Here is a 19,837-nt window from a genome sequence, read left to right on the forward strand (position 1 = left end):
GCTGGACAGGCGCTGCCATGATCCTACGGAACTACACCCGTTTCTGGCCTTTCCTCTTCGACAGCATCGATCCGCAGGGGCGCGAGTTCGGCGTGTTCGTGCTGCGCGGGGCTTTTCGCATCGTCCCTGGAGGCGTCGCGCAGCTCGATCCGGAGCAGCCCGAGGTGTCCGGGGAGAACGTGTTCCACGGGGACCCGAGCGCGTCGAGCTTGCGGATGGAGGGCGATCTCGCGCCGTTCAAGCAGCGGAGCGACATCCACATCAACGCGACGGCGCACGCGCCGGGGGGCTGGCCCGCGCCGGCGTGGTTCGTCCGCGCGCGCGTCGGCAAGGTGGACAAGACGCTCCGCGTGACCGGACCGCGGCGCTGGGTGCAGGAAGGCGGCGAGTACCGCCTGACCGACCCCGAGCCTTGCCGCGAGGTGCCCATGCGGTACGAGCACGCGTTCGGCGGGACGTTCCAGGACGCCTGGGGGGCGCGCCATGCGTTCGAGCAGAACCCCGTCGGGAAGGGCTATCTCCCCGAGGGGAAGGCGCCGACCGACGTCGCGTTCGAGGCGCCGCAGATCGAGTCGCCCGACGACCCCGTCACCGAGCTCGGCCGGATCCACAAGCCGGAGGGGCTCGGCCCGATGCCGGGGGTCTGGCTGCCGCGGCGGGCGTACGCGGGGACGTACGACGACGCGTGGCTCAACGAGCGCTGGCCGCACGTGCCGCTCGATTTCGACTACCGGTTCTACAACAGCGCTCATCCGGATCTCGTCTATCCGGGCTATCTCCGCGGCAACGAGGAGATCGTCCTCGAGAACCTGCACCCGGACGGGGTGCTCGAGTTCCGGCTGCCAGGGTACGAGCTCGGCCTCCTGGCGCTGCTCGAGACGGGCTCGCGCGCGGTGGTGCCGATGCTCCTCGACACGCTGATGATCGACGTGCCGGAAGGGCGCCTGTTCATGACATGGCGCGGTGCGTACAGCAAGAGGCGCCCGATCGAGGCGCTCGAGGCATGCATGGCGGCGCCGGGAGGGACGACTCGTGGCCGAGAATGAAGCGCTTTGCAAGACGGGGAACGCGTGGGTCGTCTGCACCGAGCCGGATGTCTGCAAGACGCCCATCGGCGACGAGATGAAGCCGGTGCCGTACCAGATCCGCGCCTGCCTGGCCGCCGGCGTGGACGAGGCGACCACGGTGAGGCTCGGGACGTTCGACACCGCGACGATGACGAGCCGGATCACCACCGTCCAGGGCGACGAGCCGGGGACGGGCGGCGGCGTCAAGAGCGGGGTGAACCTGGGGTACTGCCGGCCGATCACGCACAGCACGACCGTCCACGCGGGAGGGGCCAACGTCACCTATCACACATCGCTGTACGCGATGAACTGCGCGGGCCCGGATGGGCCGGAGAACACGCTCGGCAAGGCGGTGTTCATGGCCCACGGGCTGGCGCCTTATGCAGGGCCGCTCGTGGACCTCAACAAGATGCGCGAGGAGGCCGAGAAGAGCTGGTTCGGAAAATTCTGGGACGGGGCCTCGGAGTGGGTTCACGCAGGGCTCGATCTCGCCGGCTTCATCCCGGGGGTCGGTGAGATTGCGGATGGGTTGAACGCGGTCATCTATCTCGCGGAAGGCGACTATGCGAACGCGGCCATCTCCGCGGCGGGGATGATCCCGTTCGCGGGCTCGGCGGCCACGGGTGGGAGGCTGGCCGCAAAGGCGGGCAAAGCCATCGCGGAAGGGGTCGGCGAGCAGGGAGCCAAGCAGGGCGCGCAAGAGGCCGCCCAGCAGGCGGGGAAGCAGGGGGCGGAGCAGGCGGGCAAGAAGGGGGCGGAGCAGGCGGGCAAGGAGGGCGCCGAGAAGGCGGGCAAGGAGGGCGCCGAGAAGGCGGGCAAGGAGGGCGCCGAGAAGGCGGGCAAGAAGGGGGCCGACGACGCCACCGGCGGAGGTGCGAAGAAGCCGAAGAAGAAGGGCAACAACGGGGTCGTGGTCAAGGGGACCCCCGGCAAGGGAAGCAAAGCGGGTGGCGGGAAAGGGCGCCCGAAGCGCCCAAAGAAACACAAGAACCCGTCAAAGAAGCCGGCGCACCAAAAGTGCGTAGGAGATCCCGTCGACGTGGCGACAGGCGAGGTCGTCAATCAGGCGACAGATCTCTCGTTGCCCGGTATCATTCCGCTCGCCATCGAACGCCAATATGCTTCTTCGCGCTGCGGCGACCGCGACGCGGCGCTAGGGCCGGGGTGGGCCCACACTCTCGAGGAGTGGATCGAGGAGGGCGAGGAGACGCTCGACCTGCGCGACGGCGAAGGTCGATGGATCTATTTCGACAAGGTAGGCGCTGGCGAGGTAGCGTATCACCGCGGCGAGCGGATCGAGCTCCGCGTCGGCAGCGACGGGAGCTATCGTGTTTATAGCCCAGATGACCGCGTTACCCGCGTCTTCGCCGGCCCGGGGCGCAAGGCGCTGCTCCGCTCGATCGAGGACGCGAACGGTAACGCGATCACGCTCGAATACGACGAGGGATTGCTCTCACGCGTGGTCGACACGACCGGGCGTGAGGTCCTCGTCAGGTGGGACCGCGGCCGGCTCGTGCGGCTCGACGTTTGCGTTGACGGCCACATCGAACAATCTGTGGAGTACCGTTATTCGAAGGGCGGGAATCTAGCCGCCGTCGTCGATGCGCTCGGGAACGCCGAGGAGTACGAGTACGACGGCGCGGATCGGATGACCGCCGTGCGGCGCAAGAGTGGCGCGCGATTCCAGTACGCTTACGACGATGAGACCGGGCGGTGCGTGCGGACGTGGGGACCCGACGGGCTGCACGAGGTGGAGCTGTACGCCGACGAGCGGACGCAGACGACGAGGGCGGAGAGCGAGGAGCCGAGGATATATACATGGGACGACGAGGGGCTCGTCACGCGCGAGGAGACGACGACGGGCGTCGTCCTGGAGGAGCGCGAGTTCGACGAGGATGGCTTCCTCGTCGAGGAGCGCGACGGCGCGGGGAACACGACGCGCTTCGAGCGCGATGAGCGCGGCAACCTCGTGCGGGTCGTGGATCCGGCAGGGAATGTGACGGCGTGGACTTACGAGGGGGATCTCCCCGTCCAGCGCACGGGGCCCGACGGCCTTGAGACGCGTTATACGCACGACGCGCGCGGGAACCTCATCGAGATCCAGTACCCGACGGGCGTGACGTACAAGCTATCATACGACGGCCGAGGGCTCCTGTGCTCGATCGAGGGACCTGACGGGCCGGTCATGCGGTATGAATACGACGCCCGGCACAATGTGATCGCAGAGACGGACGCGCGCGGAGCGCGGGCCACGTTCGAATACGACGCGCTCGGACGGCCCGTGTCGATGACTGACGCGCTCGGGAGGGTGACGCGGCTCACGTATGATCGGCTGGGCCGGCCGATCGAGATCCAGCGTCCGGATGGAACCGTTTCGCGGCAGGCCTACGACGCGCAGGGGAATGTGACGCAGGTCACGGACGCTCTGGGGCAAGTGACGGCGATGGAGTATGCCGGCACGGGCGTGCTCACGCGTGTCACGCGGCCTGACGGGCACACGTGGTCCTTCCGGTACACGTCCCAGGAGCGGCTCCGGGAGATAGAGAATCCGCGTGGAGAGGTGTATGCGTTCGTGTACGACGTTGCGGGTCGCGTCGTCGAGGAGCAGACGTTCGACGGGCGGGCGCTGAAGTACGACTACTCGAAGGCCGGCGACCTGGCGCGGATCGACTACCCGGACGGGAGCTTCCGATCGTTCAACCACGACCGGCTGGGCAACATCGTCTTCGAGGAGTCGACCGACGGGATAGCGACCTATCCGCGCGACGCGCTCGGGCGGCTGCTCGGCGCGGTCGTGGAGGAAGGGGAGCGCAAGGTCGTCACGATGTTCGAGCGAGACAAGCTCGGGCGGATCGTGACGGAGCGACAGGGAGACAAGGCGCTTCGGTTCGAGCACGACGCGCTCGGGCGGCGAACCAGGCGGGTGCTGCCGAACGGCGCGACCACGAACTACGTGTACGACGCGCTGGATGCGCTGATCGCCGTGGAGCACGACGGCTACCGGATGGAGATCGAGCGCGACGTGCTCGGACGGGAGGTCCGGCGCGGCCGTCCGGATGAGCAGGTGTCGATCCAGAGCGGGTACGACGCGATGGATCGGCTCATCGAGCAGAGAGTATCGGCGTCGTCGTCTGGGGCGGAGATCACCAAGGGCCTGGTCGAGCGGAGATGGAGCTACGACGCGCTCGGGCGCGTGACGCAGATCGAGGACGGCCGGTGGGGCGCGACCACGTACCAGTATGACCGGATCGACCAGCTCCTCGGGGCGCAGCGCGGATCGCTGCGCGAGGTGTTCGCGTACGACGCGGCGGGCTCGCTGCAGAAGATGCTCGAGGGGCTCGAGGCGCAGGCGGGGTCCCCGGAGTGGGAGATCGCGCCGGGGGGGTTGTTGAGCCAGACGGACAAGGCCAAGTACACGTACGACAGGCGCGGGCGGCGCGTCGTCAAGCTCGACCTCGGCGTGCGCGGAGAGAGCGCTGAACGGGCGGCGACCGAGTACACGTGGGATTGTCGGGACCGGCTGCGCGAGGTACGGCGGCCTGACGGGACCCGAGTGCGTTTTTCCTACGATGCGTTCGGGCGGCGGATGCGCAAGGAGATCCTACCAGCGGGAGCTGAGGCGGCCGACCGTGCGATCGAGTTCGTCTGGGACGGAGATGAGCTGGCAGCGGATCTGGAGCGAACGCGAGGAGCACGCGTGTTCGTGCACGATCCACGGACGTTCGTGCCGCTGCTGCAAGCGGAGCAGGGACAGGTGTTCGCGGTGGTGAGCGATCACCTGGGGATGCCGAAGGAGCTCGTGGGGCCGGACGGTCGGGTGGCCTGGTCGGCGGCGCACTCGGCGTGGGGCCGAGTGGCCGAGGTCTTCAGGGACCCGGCGGCGCGGCACGCGCGGCCGGTGGAGAGCCCGTTCCGGCTGCTGGGGCAGTATGCGGACGAAGAGATCGGATTGTGCTACACGCGATTCCGGTACTTCGATCCGGAGGTGGGGAGCTGGTGCAGTTCGGACCCGCTGAGGATCAACGGCGGACTTCACCTGTTCGCATTCGACGGTAGCCCAACAGTTCACGTCGATCCTCTCGGTCTTACCAGGGGCAATAGAGTAGATAATTGGGGGGCAGGCGCGGACTGGGAGGAAGATGTCAGGGCAATGAGCGACGGAATATCAGACGTGATCGAGGGGCGCGAGTTCGACTCGGTGACATCCACGGAGCTCATCCAGGCGAAGGACTCATCATCTGCGGTCAACAGTCCAAGGAACTTCCTCGGCAAGAGCACGAGAAGACAGATCAAGGAGACGGTGCGCATTGCAGATGAGCTCGGCAAGCAGCCGGTTTACTGGTTCAAAGAGGAGCCGCACCCCGAGGTGCGGAGCTATATTGAAGAGAAGGGGGCCGAGGTGCGATCTGGAAAAGTCTCGAAGAAAGGAGGGGCGGGGAAAGGTGGCTGCTCTTCCTGATGTTCCAACGCAGAGCCCGCCTCTGCCCAGATCCTATCGATCGTCGCGCAGGAATGCACTCAGTAGGCGATCCTCATGTCGTATTTCTACTCGGTTCGCGGCTGGCTGGAGATTTCGCCCGACGCCTTTTCGGACGTCATAGCCATCATCTCAACAATGCGCGAGCGTTGGCACGGCAACGAGAGGGCGCAGCTCTACATGAATGGATGGTGCTGGAGCAGCGAGCCAGTTAATTGGACACGCTACATTTTTTACGGGGCGGATGTGGTGGAGGAAGGCGTGGGGATGCTTCGTTGCGTGATAAGCAACATGGTATCTCTCGGGCTTGATCTGTCTGGATATTTTCACGTGCAGGGCGAGGACGGGAAGCAGAGCCTGATCCTCAGAATTGAGAACGACGCTCTGATCGAAGAAGGATCCCAGCTATCGGGCTAAATGCGTAGGGCTCTGGTGACGTGCCACGAGCTTATCGAGGGCAGCATCGTCGAGAAGGACGCCGCGACGGGCGAGCACGGCGCCGTGCAGCGCAAGCTTTTTGTCTACATCGGTCCGTACGATCAGCGGCCCGGCGGGCGCCGGCCAGGGGGCTGTTGGGTCGCTACCGAGGTGGATGTCTACTTCGACGAGAGGAACACGTTCCGCCCCGATGTCGTCGGCTGGCGACGAGACCGCGTACCAGAGCGTCCGCGAGGCATCCTGGTCATGGCGCCCTGAACGGGGCCATCGCGGCGCGGAGGCGCATCGGGCGCGGTTCATCACCGCGCGATTCATGGGGCGCGGACTGCGGCGAGAACGCAATCCGTTCGCGCAACCGGGTACGATCCCGGTGCTCGCCGCGGTGGACAACGCCAGCGCGTGCGCTGTAGACACGAGGCCATGCGTAACAGAACGCGCGAGGCATGGATATCGGCTGCATCGATCCTCGCGGGCGGCGGTTGCGGGGCGCTCGTGGGGCTGGACGGCGACCATTACCTGCACGATCCAGCGGGCGGCGGGGCTAGCGACGGAGGCGGCGGGGCCGGCACCGGGGGCGCCGGAGGCGGCGAGGCATGCACGCCCGGCGGAACCGAATGCGTCGACCAGGCGTGTGTGGAGGGGGAGTGTACCGGCGAGTGCGGCCCTGACGACGTGCGCTGCTCGGGGGGCCAGCCGCAGCGGTGCGACGAGCGCGGGGCGTGGGTGGCCGCAGCGCCGTGCCCTGCGGCAGCCCCCGTGTGCGACGCAGGGAAGTGCACGGCGCCGCCCCGGAGCTGCAACGGGTTGGACGAGACCTGCGGCCCGGCGGCGAAGCCCGACGAGACCTGCTGCGCGGTGAGGGAGGTGCCCGGGGGGACCTTCGCACGTCAGGACGACGCCGGGATCAGCTCGGAAGTCGCCGTGAGCAAGTTCGTGCTGGATCGGTTCGAGGTGACGGTGGGACGGTTCCGGAAGTTCGTGGAACAGTATCCCGGTAGCAAGCCGGAACCGGGCGCGGGGGGGCACCCGCGCCACGAGATGAGTGGATGGGCCGGGGGGGAATGGGAGCAATATCTGCCTCAACGTGCGGCGGAGCTGAGGGAGGCCATCACGTGTGGCCAGAGCGCGGCCGCGACCTGGACGGATGAGCCTGGCGAGAACGAGAATCTGCCGATGAATTGCCTGAGCTGGTACGAAGCCTTCGCGTTCTGCGCGTGGGACGGGGGGCGGTTGCCGACCGATGCGGAGTGGCACTACGCGGCGGCGGGTGGAAGCGAGGAGCGGATGTATCCGTGGTCCCCGAGCTCGGACGCCATCGATACGAAGCATGCGGTGTACGGCTGCTCCGCGGAGGGGTCTGACGCCGGCTCGTGTATCATGCCCGTCGGGTCGCTGTCCGTGACGGGGGATGGAAGGTGGGAGCAGGCAGACCTGGCCGGGAACGTACGGGAGTGGGTCCTGGACTCGCACCCGCTCCGCTACGACCCTGCTTGCGAGAGCGACTGCGCCAGCATGAATGACGACGATGATCGGGTGGTCCGGGGAGGGGGCTTCCTCGATGATGCGCAGGCGCTGCGCTCGTCCGCTCGCCAGAATTTCCCCCCGATGTACCGCGACACGGTGACCGGGGTCCGGTGCGCGAGGAATCCGTAGTGTTCGGCGTTGAGATTGCCTGACGTGGCACCTCGCTTGAAGCTTGCGCGCTGTGCGAGCCGGTCCCGAAGCGGCAGCGCCGACACGAGAGACGCGCGGGACCTCGGGCGCGGCGTCGCGGCGGCGGCGCACCAGCGGCGCGCCGGTGGGCTTCGCCGCGGGACCGGGGAGGCGCGCTGCGGCGAGCGCGTCGCTGGCTGGTGCACGACGGTGTGATCCCGGCCATGAGCCGCGGTGGACAGCCTCCGCGCGGCGGCGGTAGAACGACGCCATGGCGAAGTCGAAGCACGCGGCATGGATAGGGGCGGCGTGGGCTGTCATGACCGGCGGGTGCGGGACGCTCGTGGGGCTCGGAGACGGCTATTACCTGCAGGAAGGGGCGGGCGGCGGGCGGCAGGAAGCGGCTGGCGGCGGGATACCGGAAGGGACGGGCGGCCGGATGCAGGAAGGGACGGGCGGCGGGACCGGTCCTGGAGAAGATTGCATGGGAGAGGCGTGCTCCACCCCGCCGAGCTGTGTCGGGCTGGACGAGACATGCGGCCCCACGGGCAAGGAGAGCTGCTGCGCGAGCATGCCGGTGGCCGGCGGGGGCTTCTATCGAGACAACAGCGAGTTGTATCCGGCGAGCGTGAGCGGGTTCGCGCTGGATCGGTTCGAGGTGACGGTGGGGCGGTTTCGAAAGTTCGTGGAGGCGTATCCCGAGAGCAAGCCCAAGCCGGGCGCGGGGAGGCACCCGTTGTTCGACCGGAGCGGGTGGGATGCAGGCTGGGATGGCAGCTGGCTGCCCGTGAACGCGGCGGAGCTCAAGGAAGCGGTGAAGTGCGACCAGGCCTTGCAGACATGGACGGATGTGCCCGACGCGCAGGAGAACCTGCCGATGAACTGCCTGAGCTGGTACCTGGCGTTCGCGTTCTGCGCGTGGGACGGGGGACGGCTGCCCACGGAGCTGGAGTGGAACTATGCCGCGGCCGGCGGCGACCAGCAGCGAAAGTACCCGTGGTCGGCAGATCCGGATGCGCCCATCGACGGGAGCTACGCGGTGTACGACTGTACCGACTATGAGTCTCCGGCCGGCGAGTGTGGGTATGAAGGCATACTGCCCGTCGGGGCCCGGCCAAAGGGTGATGGACGATGGGGGCAGGCGGACCTGGTGGGGAGCATGTGGGAGTGGAGCCTCGACTGGTACGCCGCCTATCCCGGGTCGTGCGTGGACTGTGCCAACCTGGCCCCTGCCTCGGGCCGGGTGGTCCGAGGCGGATCATTCGTCAACGATGCCTCGTACCTGCTCACGTACGAACGCACCAACGACGATCCGGCGGACATCGAAAATGACACCGGAGTCCGGTGCGCGAGAGACCGGTAGTCGTCGAGGCTCGCTGGAGCGCGCTCCCTCGGGGTGAGCGCCCGACGTACAGCACCACCCCGCGCGGTCGCAGCGCCGGTGATGCCCCCCGGGTGGAGCCGATGGCCGCCGGGTGATGGGCCACGTCGCCAGGTTGCCCTGGCGATCCACGACCCTTGACGAGCGCGACGCCGGCGGCCTGGCGTCCAGCTGCAAGACCGCTGCGCGCCGAGCCCGGCTGGCTGCGCGGCGGCACGGCGAGGCGAGGCGTGACGGCGGGCACGGAGGGAAAGCACCGTCGCGCTTGCCGGTGACCGATCGCGGATCCCCTGGATCCTCGCGGGTTCCATGGATCCTTGACGCCGCCAGCCCGGTAAGGGAGCCTTCCGCCGTGTCGGCCACACTCGCGGAGGGGACCGTCTTCGCGCGGCGCTATCGCGTGGTGCGCCTCATCGCCACCGGCGGAATGGGCAGCATCCACGAGGTGGTGCACCTGGAGACGGCGCGCCGCCGAGCGCTCAAGGCCATGCACGCGCACATCTTCGAAGACGAGGAGATGCGCGAGCGCTTCAAGCTCGAGGCCCGCATCGCGGCGAACGTCGAGAGCGAGTACATCGTCGAGGTCTTCGATGCGGGCGTCGACGAGGCGACCGGGACGCCCTTCCTGGTCATGGAGCTGCTTCGCGGCGAGGATCTCGGCAAGCGCCTCAAGCGCGCCGGCCGCCTGCCGCCCGCCGAGGTGGTCACCTACCTCCACCAGACGGCGCTCGCGCTCGACCGCACCCATGCCGCGGCCATCGTGCACCGGGACCTCAAGCCCGCGAACATCTTCCTGTCGGAGCGGGAGGACGGCTCGATCCGCGTGAAGCTCCTCGATTTCGGCATCGCGAAGCTCATCGCCGACGGCACGGCCGCGGCCGGCGCGACGCGCAACCTCGGCACGCCAATCTACATGGCGCCCGAGCAGTTCCAGGTCGGCGCGAGGCTCACGGGAGCCGCGGACATCTATGCGCTGGGCATGATCGCCTATGCGCTGCTCGTGGGGACACCTTACTGGCGGCAGGAAGCGAGGAGCGCCGGCGACATGGTCGCGTTCGCGCTGCTGGCCGCCCGCGGTCCCCAGGAGCCGCCGGTGCCGCGTGCGCACGCGCAGGGCGTGATGCTGCCGCCGGGCTTCGATGCATGGTTTGCGCGGGCCACCGCGGTCGATCCGGCGGCGCGGTTCGGCCGGGCGGTGGAGGCGGTGCAGGCCCTGGGCGAGGTGCTCGGCCTCCCGGTGGGCGTCGACCGGTGGACGATCCCAGGGGCGCCGTCCTGGCCCGGCGTGGTCCCCGCCGCCACGACGACGGCCCCGGCGCACGAGATGGCAGCGCCGGGGACGATCCCGTACCCGGAGCGCGACTCGCGCTCTCCCGGGCTGCCGCTCGCGAGGACCCAGACCGAGGCCGCGGTGTCGGCCAGGTCGACGAGCGCGGCGAAGCCCGTCCGAGGGCCGTTTGCCGCCGGGCTCGCGGTGCTGGGGTTAGGGGTCCTGGGCGCCGGGAGCTGGCTCCTGCTGGGCGCTCATGGTGGAGGCCATCCGGCGGTGGCGGCTCCCGGCACCGTCTCCGAGAGCCCGGCAGCGCCCGGGCCGACCGCGGCAGCGCCTGGACTCGCCGCGGCAGCGCCTGGGGCCGTCACCGCGCCGCCCGGACAGGTCACCGCGCCGCCCGGACAGGTCACCGCGCCGCCCGGACAGGTCACCGCGCCGCCCGGACCCGTCACCGCGCCGCCCGGATCCGTCACCGCGCCGCCCGGACCCGTCACCGCGCCTGGACCCGCGGTGCCTCCGGACGCGGCGGCGGCCGCCGCGGCCCCTCTCCGCCCGAGCGCACATCCGCCGGCGCCCACGAGCACGCCTGCGCCTTCGAGGCCCAGGCCGCCTTCGGCATCGTCCGCCAGCAAGAAGCCACCGCCGCGCAAACCCGACTCGACCTCCGACCTCTATGGGCGGCATTGATCTGGAGATCCGCCGCGACGCCGCCTCGCTCCCCGCGCGCGCCGCGACCGGCCTGATGCGTTTCGGCGAGGCGCACAGGCGCGATGAGGATTCATCTCACCTGCCTGCCCTTCCGCCTTCGTTCTCCGCGTCGCTCGTTCTCCCCATGCGCCCGTGTCCCCAGCTCCCTTGCCCGCTGAGCGCCAGAACATGACCCCTTGGTTCCGCCGGCCCACGCAGCTCCTCGCCGCCCTCGGCCTGCTCTCTCTCCCCGCGCCCGCCGCGGCGCAGGACATCGCGGCCGCCGAGGCGCTCTTCGATCGCGGGCTCGCCGACATGAAGGCAGGCCGCTACGAGACGGGCTGCGCGGCCCTCGCCGAGAGCGGGCGCCTGGACCCCCAGCCAGGCACGCTCTTCACGCTGGCCTCCTGCGAGGCGAGGTGGGGCCGTATCGCCACCGCGGTGGCGCGCTTCAAGGATTACATGGCGCTGTTCGAGCGGATGACGCGGGCAGAGCAGGCCCGTCAAGGCAGACGGCCGGAGGTCGCGAGACAGGAGATCGACACGCTGTCTCGAAGGGTCCCGCGGCTCGCGCTCTCCCTGCCGCCGGACACGCCGGCCGGGACGGTCGTGCGGCGCGACGGCCACGTGCTGGGAGACGCCTCGCTCGGCGTCGCGTTGCCGGTGGATCCAGGAGAGCACCGGATATCGATCGAGATCCCGGGAGGGGTTGTCCAGGAACAGCGCATCACGATCGCCGAAGGCGAGTCGAAGGAGATGGTGCTGGACATCAAGAATGGAGCGCCGCCGCCGACCTCCGGCGCGCAGGATGCCCCGGCGGGCCGTCGCGCGGCGCTCTACGTCGCGGGCGGGGTCGGCGCCGCGGGGCTCGTGCTGGGTGGGATCACGGGCGCGCTCGTGCTCGGGAAGAAGGGCGTCGTCGACCGGCACTGCGGCAGCGGCATCCAGGCCAGCGACGAGAAGGCCTGTGATGCGACAGGGCTCGACGCCGCGAACAGCGGGAGCACGATGGCCCTGGTGAGCACCCTCGGCTTCGGGGTGGGGCTGGCCGCGCTCGGAGCGGCGGCGGTGCTGCTGTGGACCGAGCCGACGCACGCCGGCGCAGCGACCGGCGCGCGCCCGATGTGGCTCAGCGCGGGCGTGCTGGAGGCGGGGCCGGCGGGGGCGGTCTTCGGCGCGAAGGGCAGCTTCTGACGAAGGCCACCGCCCGGCGAGCGCCGCCCGCGCCCCGGCGCGTCAGTCGTAAAAGTGCTTGCCCGTCCTCGCCGCCTCGACGAGCGCCGGGGCGGGCGTCCAGCGCTTGCCGAAGCGGCGCTCGTAGACCTCGATGCGGCGGAGCACCTCCGCGGCGCCGAGGCCGTCGACGTAACGGAACGGGCCGCCGCGGAACGGCGGGAAGCCGAGGCCGAAGATCGCGCCGATGTCGCCGTCGCGCGGGCTCCTCAGGATGCCCTCGCCGAGGCAATGCAGCGCCTCGTTCACGAGCTGGAGCGAGCACCGCATCTGGATCTCCTCGACAGGCACCGGCGGCTTCTCCTTCGCCTTCGGCACCGGCAGGCCGAGCACGGCATAGACACTCTCGTCCGCGTGCTTGCCCTTGCCCCGCTTCTTCGCCGCCGCGCCGTACAGGTACATCCCGCGCTCGTTCTTGCGGCCCTTGCGGTCGTCGGCGACGAGCTTTGCCATCGTGGGCGGCGGGGCGAGCCGCTCGCCGAACGCCTCGATCATGATCGGTCCGACGTGCGCGGCCACGTCGATGCCCACCTCATCGAGCAACGCCAGCGGGCCGACCGGCCAGCCCCACGCGACGAGCGCCCTGTCGATCTGCTCGATCGCCACCCCCTCGGCCAGGAGCCAGCTCGCCTCGTTCATGTACGGGCCGAGGACGCGGCTCGTGTAGAAGCCGACTCCATCGTTCACGACGATCACCGTCTTGCCCTGCCGCTTGCCGACCGCCACCGCCGTCGCGACCACCTCGGGAGACGTCCTGTCCGTCCGGATGACCTCGAGCAGCGGCATCTTGTGGACCGGGCTGAAGTAATGCATCCCGACCACGTTCTCCGGCCGCCTCGACGCGGCCGCGATGCGCGCGATCGGGATCGACGACGTGTTCGACGCGAAGATGAGGTCGTCCTTGCCGCCCGCCTCGACCTCGCGCAGGACGGCGTGCTTCACCGCGAGATCCTCGAACACCGCCTCGATCACGAGATCGGCGCCCCGGAGGCCCGTCGTGTCGGTCGTCGTCGTGAGCAGCGCGATCTTCTGATCGCGCTCGAGCGGCGTGAGCTGCTTCTTCTTCACCCGCTCGCCGAGGATGTCGGTCACGTACTTGAGGCCGCGGCCGAGCGACGCGTCGTCGCGATCCTTGAGCCGCACCGGGATGCCGGCGTTCAGGCTGACATAGGCGATGCCAGCGCCCATCAGGCCGGCGCCGAGCATCGCGATCTTCTCGACCTTCCTCGGCTGCACGGACGCGTCGTCCACGCCGGTGTCCTTCTTCATCGCCGTCGTGGCGAAGAAGATCTCCATCAGCCGGTGCGCCGTGCTCGAGACGACGAGCTCGCCGAACGCCCGGGCCTCGACGTCCTTCGACGCCTCGAAGCCCCGCTCCGCGTAAGCCCGCAGCACCTCGATGATCCGCTCGGGCGCCGGGTAGTGCCCGCCGGTCTTCTCGCGCGTCTGCTTCTGTGCTTGCTGGAAAAGTACAGCACGACCGATCGGGTTCTTTTCGAGGGCGACCCGGGTGAGCGCGGCGGGGTCGAGCTTCGGGCCCTTCTTCGCGGCGCGCGCGGGGCGGAACGGCGGGCCGCCTTCGACGCGCGCGAGCTTCAGCGCGAGCGCGGCGGCCGTCTCCTTGAGGATGGGCGCGGGGACCACGTCGTCGGCGACGCCGAGCTGCCGCGCCTTCGAGGGGCGCATGTTCTTGCCAGTGAGGCCGTGATCGAGCGCCGCCTGCAGGCCGGCGCGCTCCGCCAGCCGCTGGAGGCCGTTGATGCCGGGGAGCAGGCCGAGCTGCACCTCGGGCAGGCCGAGCACCGTCTTCCTGTCGTCGCTCAGCACGCGGGCGTGGCACGCGAGCGCGACCTCGAAGCCGCCGCCGAGCGCGGCGCCGTGGATCGCGGCGACGATCGGCTTCGGCGAGCGCACGATCCGCAGGACCGCCTCGTGGCCGGCCCGGCAGATCGCCTCGGCCTGCGCGGCCGTCGTGACGCTCTTCAGCATGTCGATGTCGGCGCCCGCGATCCACGTGTCGGCCTTGCCGGACACGAGGATGGCCGCCTTGATGAGCGGGTCGGCCGCGATCCGGTCCATGACCCGCTCGAGATCGCCGGCGAACGTGGGCTTCAGCGTGTTGACCGACTCGCCGGGGACATCGTAGGTGACGACGGCCACGCCGTCGGGGCGGACCTCGAGGGAGATCGGACCCCGCTCCGCGGAGGGCTGCGTCGCTTGCTCGAACGTCGTCGTCATGCTGCCTCCAGGACCACGGCGGCGCCGAGGCCGCCCGCCGCGCACACGGTGAGGAGCGCGTGCTGGCCGCCGCGCTTGTTGAGCTCGCGGAGCGTGGAGAGCACCATGCGCCCCCCCGTGGCCGCGAAGGGGTGGCCGAGCGCGATCGATCCGCCGTTCACGTTGAGCCTGTCGGGGTCGATCTCGCCGACGGCCTCGGACCGGCCGAGCTTCTCCGCGGCGAACGACGGCGACGCGAGCGCCTTCAGGTTGGACGCGACCTGGGCGGCGAAGGCCTCGTGCATGTCGACGAGATCCATGTCCGCGAGCGAGAGGCCGGCGCGATCGAGCGCCCGCGGCACCGCGAACACGGGCGCCATCAGCAGCTGCCAGCCCGGGTCGACGGCGGCGTAGGACCAGGACTTCACGTACCCGAGCGGCTTGTAGCCGAGCGCCTTCGCCCTGGACTCGCGCATCAGGAGCAGCGCGCTGGCGCCGTCGGTGAGCGGCGACGCGTTGCCGGCGGTGATGGTGCCGTGGCGCCTGTCGAACGCCGGCGACAGCTTCGCGTAGGCCTCGAGGGTGGAGTCGTCCCGGACCACGTTGTCGCGCTCGACCGGCTTGTCGTAGGGCGGGGGGATCACGTGCATGACCTCGGCCGCGTACGTGCCGTCGCGCCAGGCGCGCGCGGCGTTCGTGTGCGAGCGGTGGGCGATGGCGTCCTGCTCCTCGCGCGAGATGCCGTTCTGCTTCGCCATCTTCTCGGCGGCCTCGCCCATCTGCTCGCCGGTGGTCGGCTCGCGCGAGAAGCCGGGGATCGGCGGCACGACGTCCTTGAGCGAGAGGCGGGAGAGGATCGCGAGCCTCGCGCCGAGCGTCCTCGCCTTCTGGAGCTCGGTCAGCGCGGCGGCGAGCTTGCGGGAGACGCCGAGCGGGACGTCGCTCATGCTGTCGGCGCCGCCGACGATCGCGACGTCGTGCTGGCCGGAGAGCATCGCCTCCGCGGCGCTCGTCATGGCCTGGAGCGAGGTCGCGCAGGCGCGCGAGACGCTGTAGGCGTCGATGTCCTTCGGCAGGCCCGTGCGCAGCACGACCTCGCGCGCGATGTTGAGCCAGTCGAGCGTCGGCACCACCTGGCCGTAGACGACGAGCGTGACGTCGCGCGGGCTCACCTCGCTGCGCTGGATGAGCTCCTTGACCACCGTGGCGGCGAGATCGACGGTGCGCAGCGCCTTGAGCGCCGTCCCGGCCTTGGTGAACGGGGTGCGCAGCCCGGCGACGACGGCGACGCGGTCGCCGTCGCCCTTTCCGTTGCTCGCCACCCCGCCCGTCCCGCCGCTCGCCCCGCCGAGCTTGCCGCCGCCCTTCCCCTTCTTGCCTGAAGCCATGCCGACTCCTCCTCTGCCGGAGAGCCCGCCGCGGGCCCTCCCCGCGCGCCCCCGCGCAGCCCCCCGGGTTCCGGCTGGCCAGAGCACGCCGGTCGGGGGGAGATCCTTAGAAGGGCTGACGCGGCGTGTCAACCGCGCTCGAGGGGGCTCGAGGGAAGTCGAGGGAAGTGGAGGGGAGGAGAGGCGGAGAGCGCGCTCCCACGAAGCGGCGTAGGGGGCGGAAGACCGGCCGGAGCAGCGCGAGCGCTAATTTGGCCCACACGGAATATTCCCGATAGCGTGACCGGTCATGGGGAAACGGATTCGATTCGCAGCGCTGCTTTGCGTGCTGCCGGTGATCGGTGGGTGTTCGACGCTGGCGTCCAGCTCGGCGCCGGCGGCGCCGGGATACATGTATGTCACCGGCTACAAGGTGTACCCGTTCATCGGGGCCAAGCCGGAGATCTGGATGTGCCCTGATCAGGCGGGCAAGGGGGAGTGCACGTTGGTCGAGGTGACGGAGGTCGGCGAATGAAGCGTTCTTGGATCCTGGGGTTGCTGATCGCCGGGCTCGCTGCGACGGGGTGTCAGGCGAGCTACACGAGCATCCGGCAGATCGATGCGAATCGATACCACGTGACCCGCGTGAAGCAGGGCTTCCTCAAGCATTACGGCACGATCCTCGAGTGCCAGGCGCGCGGGGACGCGATGACGTGCACCGAGCTCAACGACCTGTGAGCCAGGCGCGGGAGCGCTGCTCCGCGCGTCGTCGCTAGAGCGCTCGCCGGTCGAACAACAAAGAATAAAAACGCAAAGGCGCAAAGGCGCGAAGGCGCAAAAAGACGTAAGGAGACGTAGAAGATCCCGAGAAGAACTGTCTCGGTTTCTTCTGGCGCCTTTGCACCTTTGCGCCTTTGCGTTTCATTCCTCCGCCGCCGCGCCGGCGCGCGCTCCGCGGCTGGCGCGGCCGCTCAGCCGTCGCGCAGGAAGGCCTCCAGCAGCCTCGCGGAGACGTCGAGGAGGTCGCGCTCGGTCACGATGCCGACCAGCCGCTCGCCGGCGACGACGGGGAGGCAGCCGACGCGCTGCTCGCGCATGATCCGCATCGCCTCCAGGGTCGGCGTCTCGGGCGTGATCGTCACCGGATCGGGGCGCATGATCGACGCGACCGTGGGCGGCGCGGCGCCGTTCTGCGGCGCGGCGCCGCGGGCGACCAGCCGGAGCAGGGCGCGGTGCGAGACGACGCCGACGAGGCGGCCCTGGTCGTCCTCGACGGGCACGTGGCGCACGTGCCGCCAGTCCATGACGCTCGCGGCGAAGTCGACGATGTCCGTCGGCCGCACCGTGAAGAGATCGGTCGACATGAACTGGCCGACGGTCCGGTAGCTGTCGCGCAGGAGGTCGAGGTCGGTCTCGAGCGCGGCGGGCTCCCAGGTGTGCACGGGGCGCGCGGCGCCGCCGCCGCGGGCCTCCTCCCGCTGGCGGGCGAGCATCGCGGCGCAGAGCGCGCGGTGCTGCAGCTCCGGGGTGGCCTGGCCGGCCATCGCCGCGAGCGAGCCGAGCGCCCACTGGGCGCCGGTCTGGCCGCGGCGCACGCGCTCCTCGACGACGCCGAGGTAACGGTCGACGTCCGCGGCGTCGATGCCCGCGGCCGACAGGCCCGCGCGGGCGGCCGGGAGGAGGCGCGAGAGGACGAGCTCGGCGGCGGGGAGGCTCTGCCCGCCGAACCACGTGAGCTGCGCCTTGAGGCCGTGGCGCGCCGCCGCGAAGAAGTTCGCCTTGGCGTCCGCGAACGGCATCTCGAGGTCGACGCGCGGGTGCTCGCCGGCGAGGCCCGACATGAGGCCGAAGAAGAAGGCGGCGTTCGCGACCTCGTCGAGGATCGTGGGGCCCGCGGGGAGCGCGCGGCTCTCGATGCGCAGGTGCGCGATCCCGTCCGCGACGCCGTAGCAGGGGCGGTTCCAGCGGTAGACGGTGCCGTTGTGGACGCGCAGGGCCTTGAGGTCCGGCACCTCGCCGCGCGAGAGCACGGCCGCGGGGGGCTCGCCGGTCTCGGCGGTCATGATCACGCGGAACCGGGCGATGTCCTCGCGGAACAGCTCGAGCGCGCCCTCGCTCACCCAGCCGTCGCCGAAGTGCACGCGGGGCCGGTGCTGCCGGAGCTCGCGGTCGGTCGGGCGCGTGTCGATCGAGCTCTCGAAGAGGGCGATCCGCGTCTCGTGCCAGAGCCGCTGCCCGAGGAGCAGCGGCGAGTTGACCGCGGCGGCGAGGACGGGGGCGGTCACCACCTGCGCCAGGTTGTAGAGCGGCGCGAACTCTCGCGCGCCGACCTGGAGGTGGACCTGGAAGCTCGTGTTGCACGCCTCGAGCAGGATGTTGTCGTGCGCCATCTCGAGCTCGTCGAGCCCGTGGATCGACACGCGGAAATGGCCCTGGCGGAGCTTCAGCAGCGCGCGGTTGAGCTCGTGGTAGCGCGGCGACGGCGTGAGGTTGTCGAGGCGGAGATCGCCGGCGCGCAGGGTGGGGAGGATGCCCGCGAGCAGCACGTCGGCGCCGAGCGCGCGCGCGGCCTCGGTGGCGCGGCCGACGACGTCGGAGAGCTCGGCCTCGAGCCGCCGGAGGCAGTCGCCGCCGAACGGCAGCGGGCAGAGGTTCGCCTCCAGGTTGAAGCGCGCGAGCTCGGTGGTGAGGCGGCCGTCGGCCGCCCGCTCGAGCACCTCCGGCGCGAGCGGCGCGGGCCGGAGCGCGCGGTCGACGAGGAACATCTCCTGCTCGGCGCCGATGCGGCGGACGCCCGACTCGATTCGATCGTCCTGGAGGAGGCGCTCGAGCGCCTCGACGTCGTCGAGCAGCGCCCGCATGAAGGCCTGAAGCTGCTCCTCGTTCGACTGCTCGGAGACCTGATGCTCGCCCATCGCCGACCCACCCGCCTTTCGCCCGCGTGCGCTCCCTGTGTGCAGCAGCGTACGACGGGCGGCGGCGGGTGCGCTCAGAACCTGTGGCCGACGGCGAGCCGGAGCGTGGCGATCTTGTCCTCGGCGAGGCCGAAGCCGAGCGACGGGTCGAGCGCCACGAGCAGCCCGGCGCGGCCGTAGAAGGCGGATTTCGCCGGGGCGTACACGGCGAACGGCTCGATCGCGACCTGCGCGAGGTCCTCCTGCGTGAGCGTCAGCGCCGTCTGCACCCGGAGGCCGCCGCCGAAGGCGCCCCGGGTGCGCAGCTCGAGCTCGTTCGACTGCTCGAGCACGAGCTCGGCGTCGCCCCCGCTGGTCGGGAGGGCGAGCATCACCGCGGCGTCCGCGCGGTAGACGAGCCGGGTGGCGACCTCGGTCTCGATGCCGCCGCGGATCCTCACGGGAAAATGCTGGGGGATGAGCCGGTACAGGTCGAAGTAGGCGCGCGCCGGGAGCGTCGCCTGGAGCGTGGCGCGCGCGTCGGCGTTGGGGTCGCTGAGGACGGGGAGCGAGAGCGAGCCGCCGAAGAAGACGGCGAGCTTTCGCGAGAGGTCGCGCGCGTAGTGGGCGCCGAGCGTGGGGTTGCCGAAGAGGAGGCTGCCGGCGCTGCTGCTCTCGTCGACGCCGAGCCGCGTCGACCGGAACGAGGCGTCGACGCTGCCGTAGGCGAGCGGGAGCTCCGCGTCGAGGTGGAGCCGGCCGCGCCACTGGAGCTGGCCGACGAGGGCGAAGCCGAGGCCGAACGTGCTCACCTCGGCGTCGACGTCGTCCATGGACCAGTCGGCCGACTTGCTCAGGACGTCGAGCTCGATCTGCGCGCGGGAGCCCTGGGATTGGACCCAGCCGTTCTTCTCTGCCGGGGCGGCCGACGGCGCCGCGAGCCACAGCGAGAGCAGGACGGCGGAGGAGAGAAGCGGTTTCGCGTTCAATCAGGCCCGGCTGCGATGACTAACATGGCTCGGCCGCGCTGTGGTCGTGGAACGGCGCCTGCCGTGGCTGCGAGATGGCATATCGGCCGAGGTGCGAGGGGGATGAAGGGAGATGTCGTGGCGCGCTGCTGGCGGCGCGCCACGAGGGCGCCCGACGCGGG

Annotated in this window: 14 protein-coding genes; 10 read left to right on the forward strand and 4 right to left on the reverse strand. The window is 70.3% G+C overall.

The features are described from left to right. Positions 1 to 17: 17 nt before the first annotated feature. The 8 genes from WMF24_RS00250 (at position 18) to WMF24_RS00285 (ending at position 12,170) form a co-directional block, all read left to right on the forward strand. Positions 18 to 1,046: a DUF2169 family type VI secretion system accessory protein gene (locus tag WMF24_RS00250; RefSeq protein ID WP_437734315.1), complete on the forward strand. Its 1,029-nt coding sequence runs from the start codon at positions 18 to 20 to the stop codon at positions 1,044 to 1,046. Further along, positions 1,033 to 5,526: a restriction endonuclease fold toxin gene (locus WMF24_RS00255; protein ID WP_437734316.1), complete on the forward strand. Its 4,494-nt coding sequence runs from the start codon at positions 1,033 to 1,035 to the stop codon at positions 5,524 to 5,526. Before WMF24_RS00250 ends, WMF24_RS00255 begins: the two co-directional genes overlap by 14 nt. Positions 5,527 to 5,601: 75 nt before the next feature. Further along, positions 5,602 to 5,961 carry a hypothetical protein gene (locus WMF24_RS00260; RefSeq protein WP_437734317.1) on the forward strand — a complete coding sequence of 120 codons (360 nt, stop codon included), beginning with the start codon at positions 5,602 to 5,604 and terminating at the stop codon, positions 5,959 to 5,961. A 15-nt stretch (positions 5,962 to 5,976) separates the two neighbouring features. Continuing rightward, positions 5,977 to 6,240, forward strand: coding sequence for a Uma2 family endonuclease (locus tag WMF24_RS00265; protein WP_437734318.1), 264 nt, complete (start codon positions 5,977 to 5,979; stop codon positions 6,238 to 6,240). A gap of 162 nt (positions 6,241 to 6,402) precedes the next feature. Next, positions 6,403 to 7,635, forward strand: a complete 1,233-nt coding sequence (locus WMF24_RS00270; protein ID WP_437734319.1) for a formylglycine-generating enzyme family protein — start codon at positions 6,403 to 6,405, stop codon at positions 7,633 to 7,635. A 271-nt stretch (positions 7,636 to 7,906) separates the two neighbouring features. Next, entirely contained in the window at positions 7,907 to 8,998 is a 1,092-nt protein-coding gene (locus tag WMF24_RS00275; RefSeq protein WP_437734320.1) for a formylglycine-generating enzyme family protein, read from the forward strand. Positions 8,999 to 9,368: 370 nt separating this feature from the next. Then, a complete protein-coding gene (locus WMF24_RS00280) occupies positions 9,369 to 10,976 on the forward strand; it encodes a protein kinase domain-containing protein (protein ID WP_437734321.1) in 1,608 nt (535 codons plus the stop codon). 189 nt (positions 10,977 to 11,165) lie between these two features. Then, the gene (locus WMF24_RS00285) at positions 11,166 to 12,170 is read left to right on the forward strand and encodes a hypothetical protein (RefSeq protein WP_437734322.1); all 1,005 of its coding nucleotides are present in this window, start codon (positions 11,166 to 11,168) and stop codon (positions 12,168 to 12,170) included. A 42-nt stretch (positions 12,171 to 12,212) separates the two neighbouring features. Here the strand turns inward: WMF24_RS00285 and fadJ are convergent, their stop codons facing one another. Together fadJ and fadI are read right to left on the reverse strand one after the other, a co-directional pair. Further along, on the reverse strand, positions 12,213 to 14,447 hold the full coding sequence (gene fadJ / locus WMF24_RS00290; RefSeq protein ID WP_437734323.1) for a fatty acid oxidation complex subunit alpha FadJ: 2,235 nt from the start codon (positions 14,445 to 14,447) through the stop codon (positions 12,213 to 12,215). Then, the gene (gene fadI, locus WMF24_RS00295) at positions 14,444 to 15,748 is read right to left on the reverse strand and encodes an acetyl-CoA C-acyltransferase FadI (protein WP_437738947.1); all 1,305 of its coding nucleotides are present in this window, start codon (positions 15,746 to 15,748) and stop codon (positions 14,444 to 14,446) included. The genes fadJ and fadI overlap by 4 nt, the downstream gene beginning before the upstream one ends. 400 nt (positions 15,749 to 16,148) lie before the next feature. Here fadI and WMF24_RS00300 point away from each other — a divergent pair, with 400 nt between their 5' ends. Next, positions 16,149 to 16,328, forward strand: a complete 180-nt coding sequence (locus tag WMF24_RS00300) for a hypothetical protein (RefSeq protein WP_437734324.1) — start codon at positions 16,149 to 16,151, stop codon at positions 16,326 to 16,328. Further along, complete coding sequence (locus WMF24_RS00305; protein ID WP_437734325.1) at positions 16,325 to 16,531, forward strand: hypothetical protein; 207 nt, start codon at positions 16,325 to 16,327, stop codon at positions 16,529 to 16,531. The genes WMF24_RS00300 and WMF24_RS00305 overlap by 4 nt, the downstream gene beginning before the upstream one ends. A 233-nt stretch (positions 16,532 to 16,764) precedes the next feature. Here WMF24_RS00305 and WMF24_RS00310 read toward each other — a convergent pair whose 3' ends face one another. After that, positions 16,765 to 18,708, reverse strand: coding sequence for a glutamate-cysteine ligase family protein (locus tag WMF24_RS00310; protein WP_437734326.1), 1,944 nt, complete (start codon positions 18,706 to 18,708; stop codon positions 16,765 to 16,767). A 74-nt stretch (positions 18,709 to 18,782) separates the two neighbouring features. Next, positions 18,783 to 19,676, reverse strand: coding sequence for a hypothetical protein (locus tag WMF24_RS00315; RefSeq protein WP_437734327.1), 894 nt, complete (start codon positions 19,674 to 19,676; stop codon positions 18,783 to 18,785). Positions 19,677 to 19,837: the final 161 nt, after the last annotated feature.

Origin of the sequence: Sorangium sp. So ce1335 (assembly GCF_051521615.1) — a bacterium.
Lineage (GTDB): Bacteria > Myxococcota_A > Polyangia > Polyangiales > Polyangiaceae > Sorangium.

Bases quoted from the DNA above. Each gene is read 5' to 3' on its own strand.
- WMF24_RS00250 (WP_437734315.1), top strand. From the start codon at position 18: ATGATCCTACGGAACTACACCCGTTTCTGGCCTTTCCTCTTCGACAGC.
- WMF24_RS00260 (WP_437734317.1), top strand. From the start codon at position 5,602: ATGTCGTATTTCTACTCGGTTCGCGGCTGGCTGGAGATTTCGCCCGAC.
- WMF24_RS00270 (WP_437734319.1), top strand. From the start codon at position 6,403: ATGCGTAACAGAACGCGCGAGGCATGGATATCGGCTGCATCGATCCTC.
- WMF24_RS00275 (WP_437734320.1), top strand. From the start codon at position 7,907: ATGGCGAAGTCGAAGCACGCGGCATGGATAGGGGCGGCGTGGGCTGTC.
- WMF24_RS00285 (WP_437734322.1), top strand. From the start codon at position 11,166: ATGACCCCTTGGTTCCGCCGGCCCACGCAGCTCCTCGCCGCCCTCGGC.
- fadJ (WP_437734323.1), bottom strand. From the start codon at position 14,447: ATGACGACGACGTTCGAGCAAGCGACGCAGCCCTCCGCGGAGCGGGGT.
- WMF24_RS00305 (WP_437734325.1), top strand. From the start codon at position 16,325: ATGAAGCGTTCTTGGATCCTGGGGTTGCTGATCGCCGGGCTCGCTGCG.
- WMF24_RS00310 (WP_437734326.1), bottom strand. From the start codon at position 18,708: ATGGGCGAGCATCAGGTCTCCGAGCAGTCGAACGAGGAGCAGCTTCAG.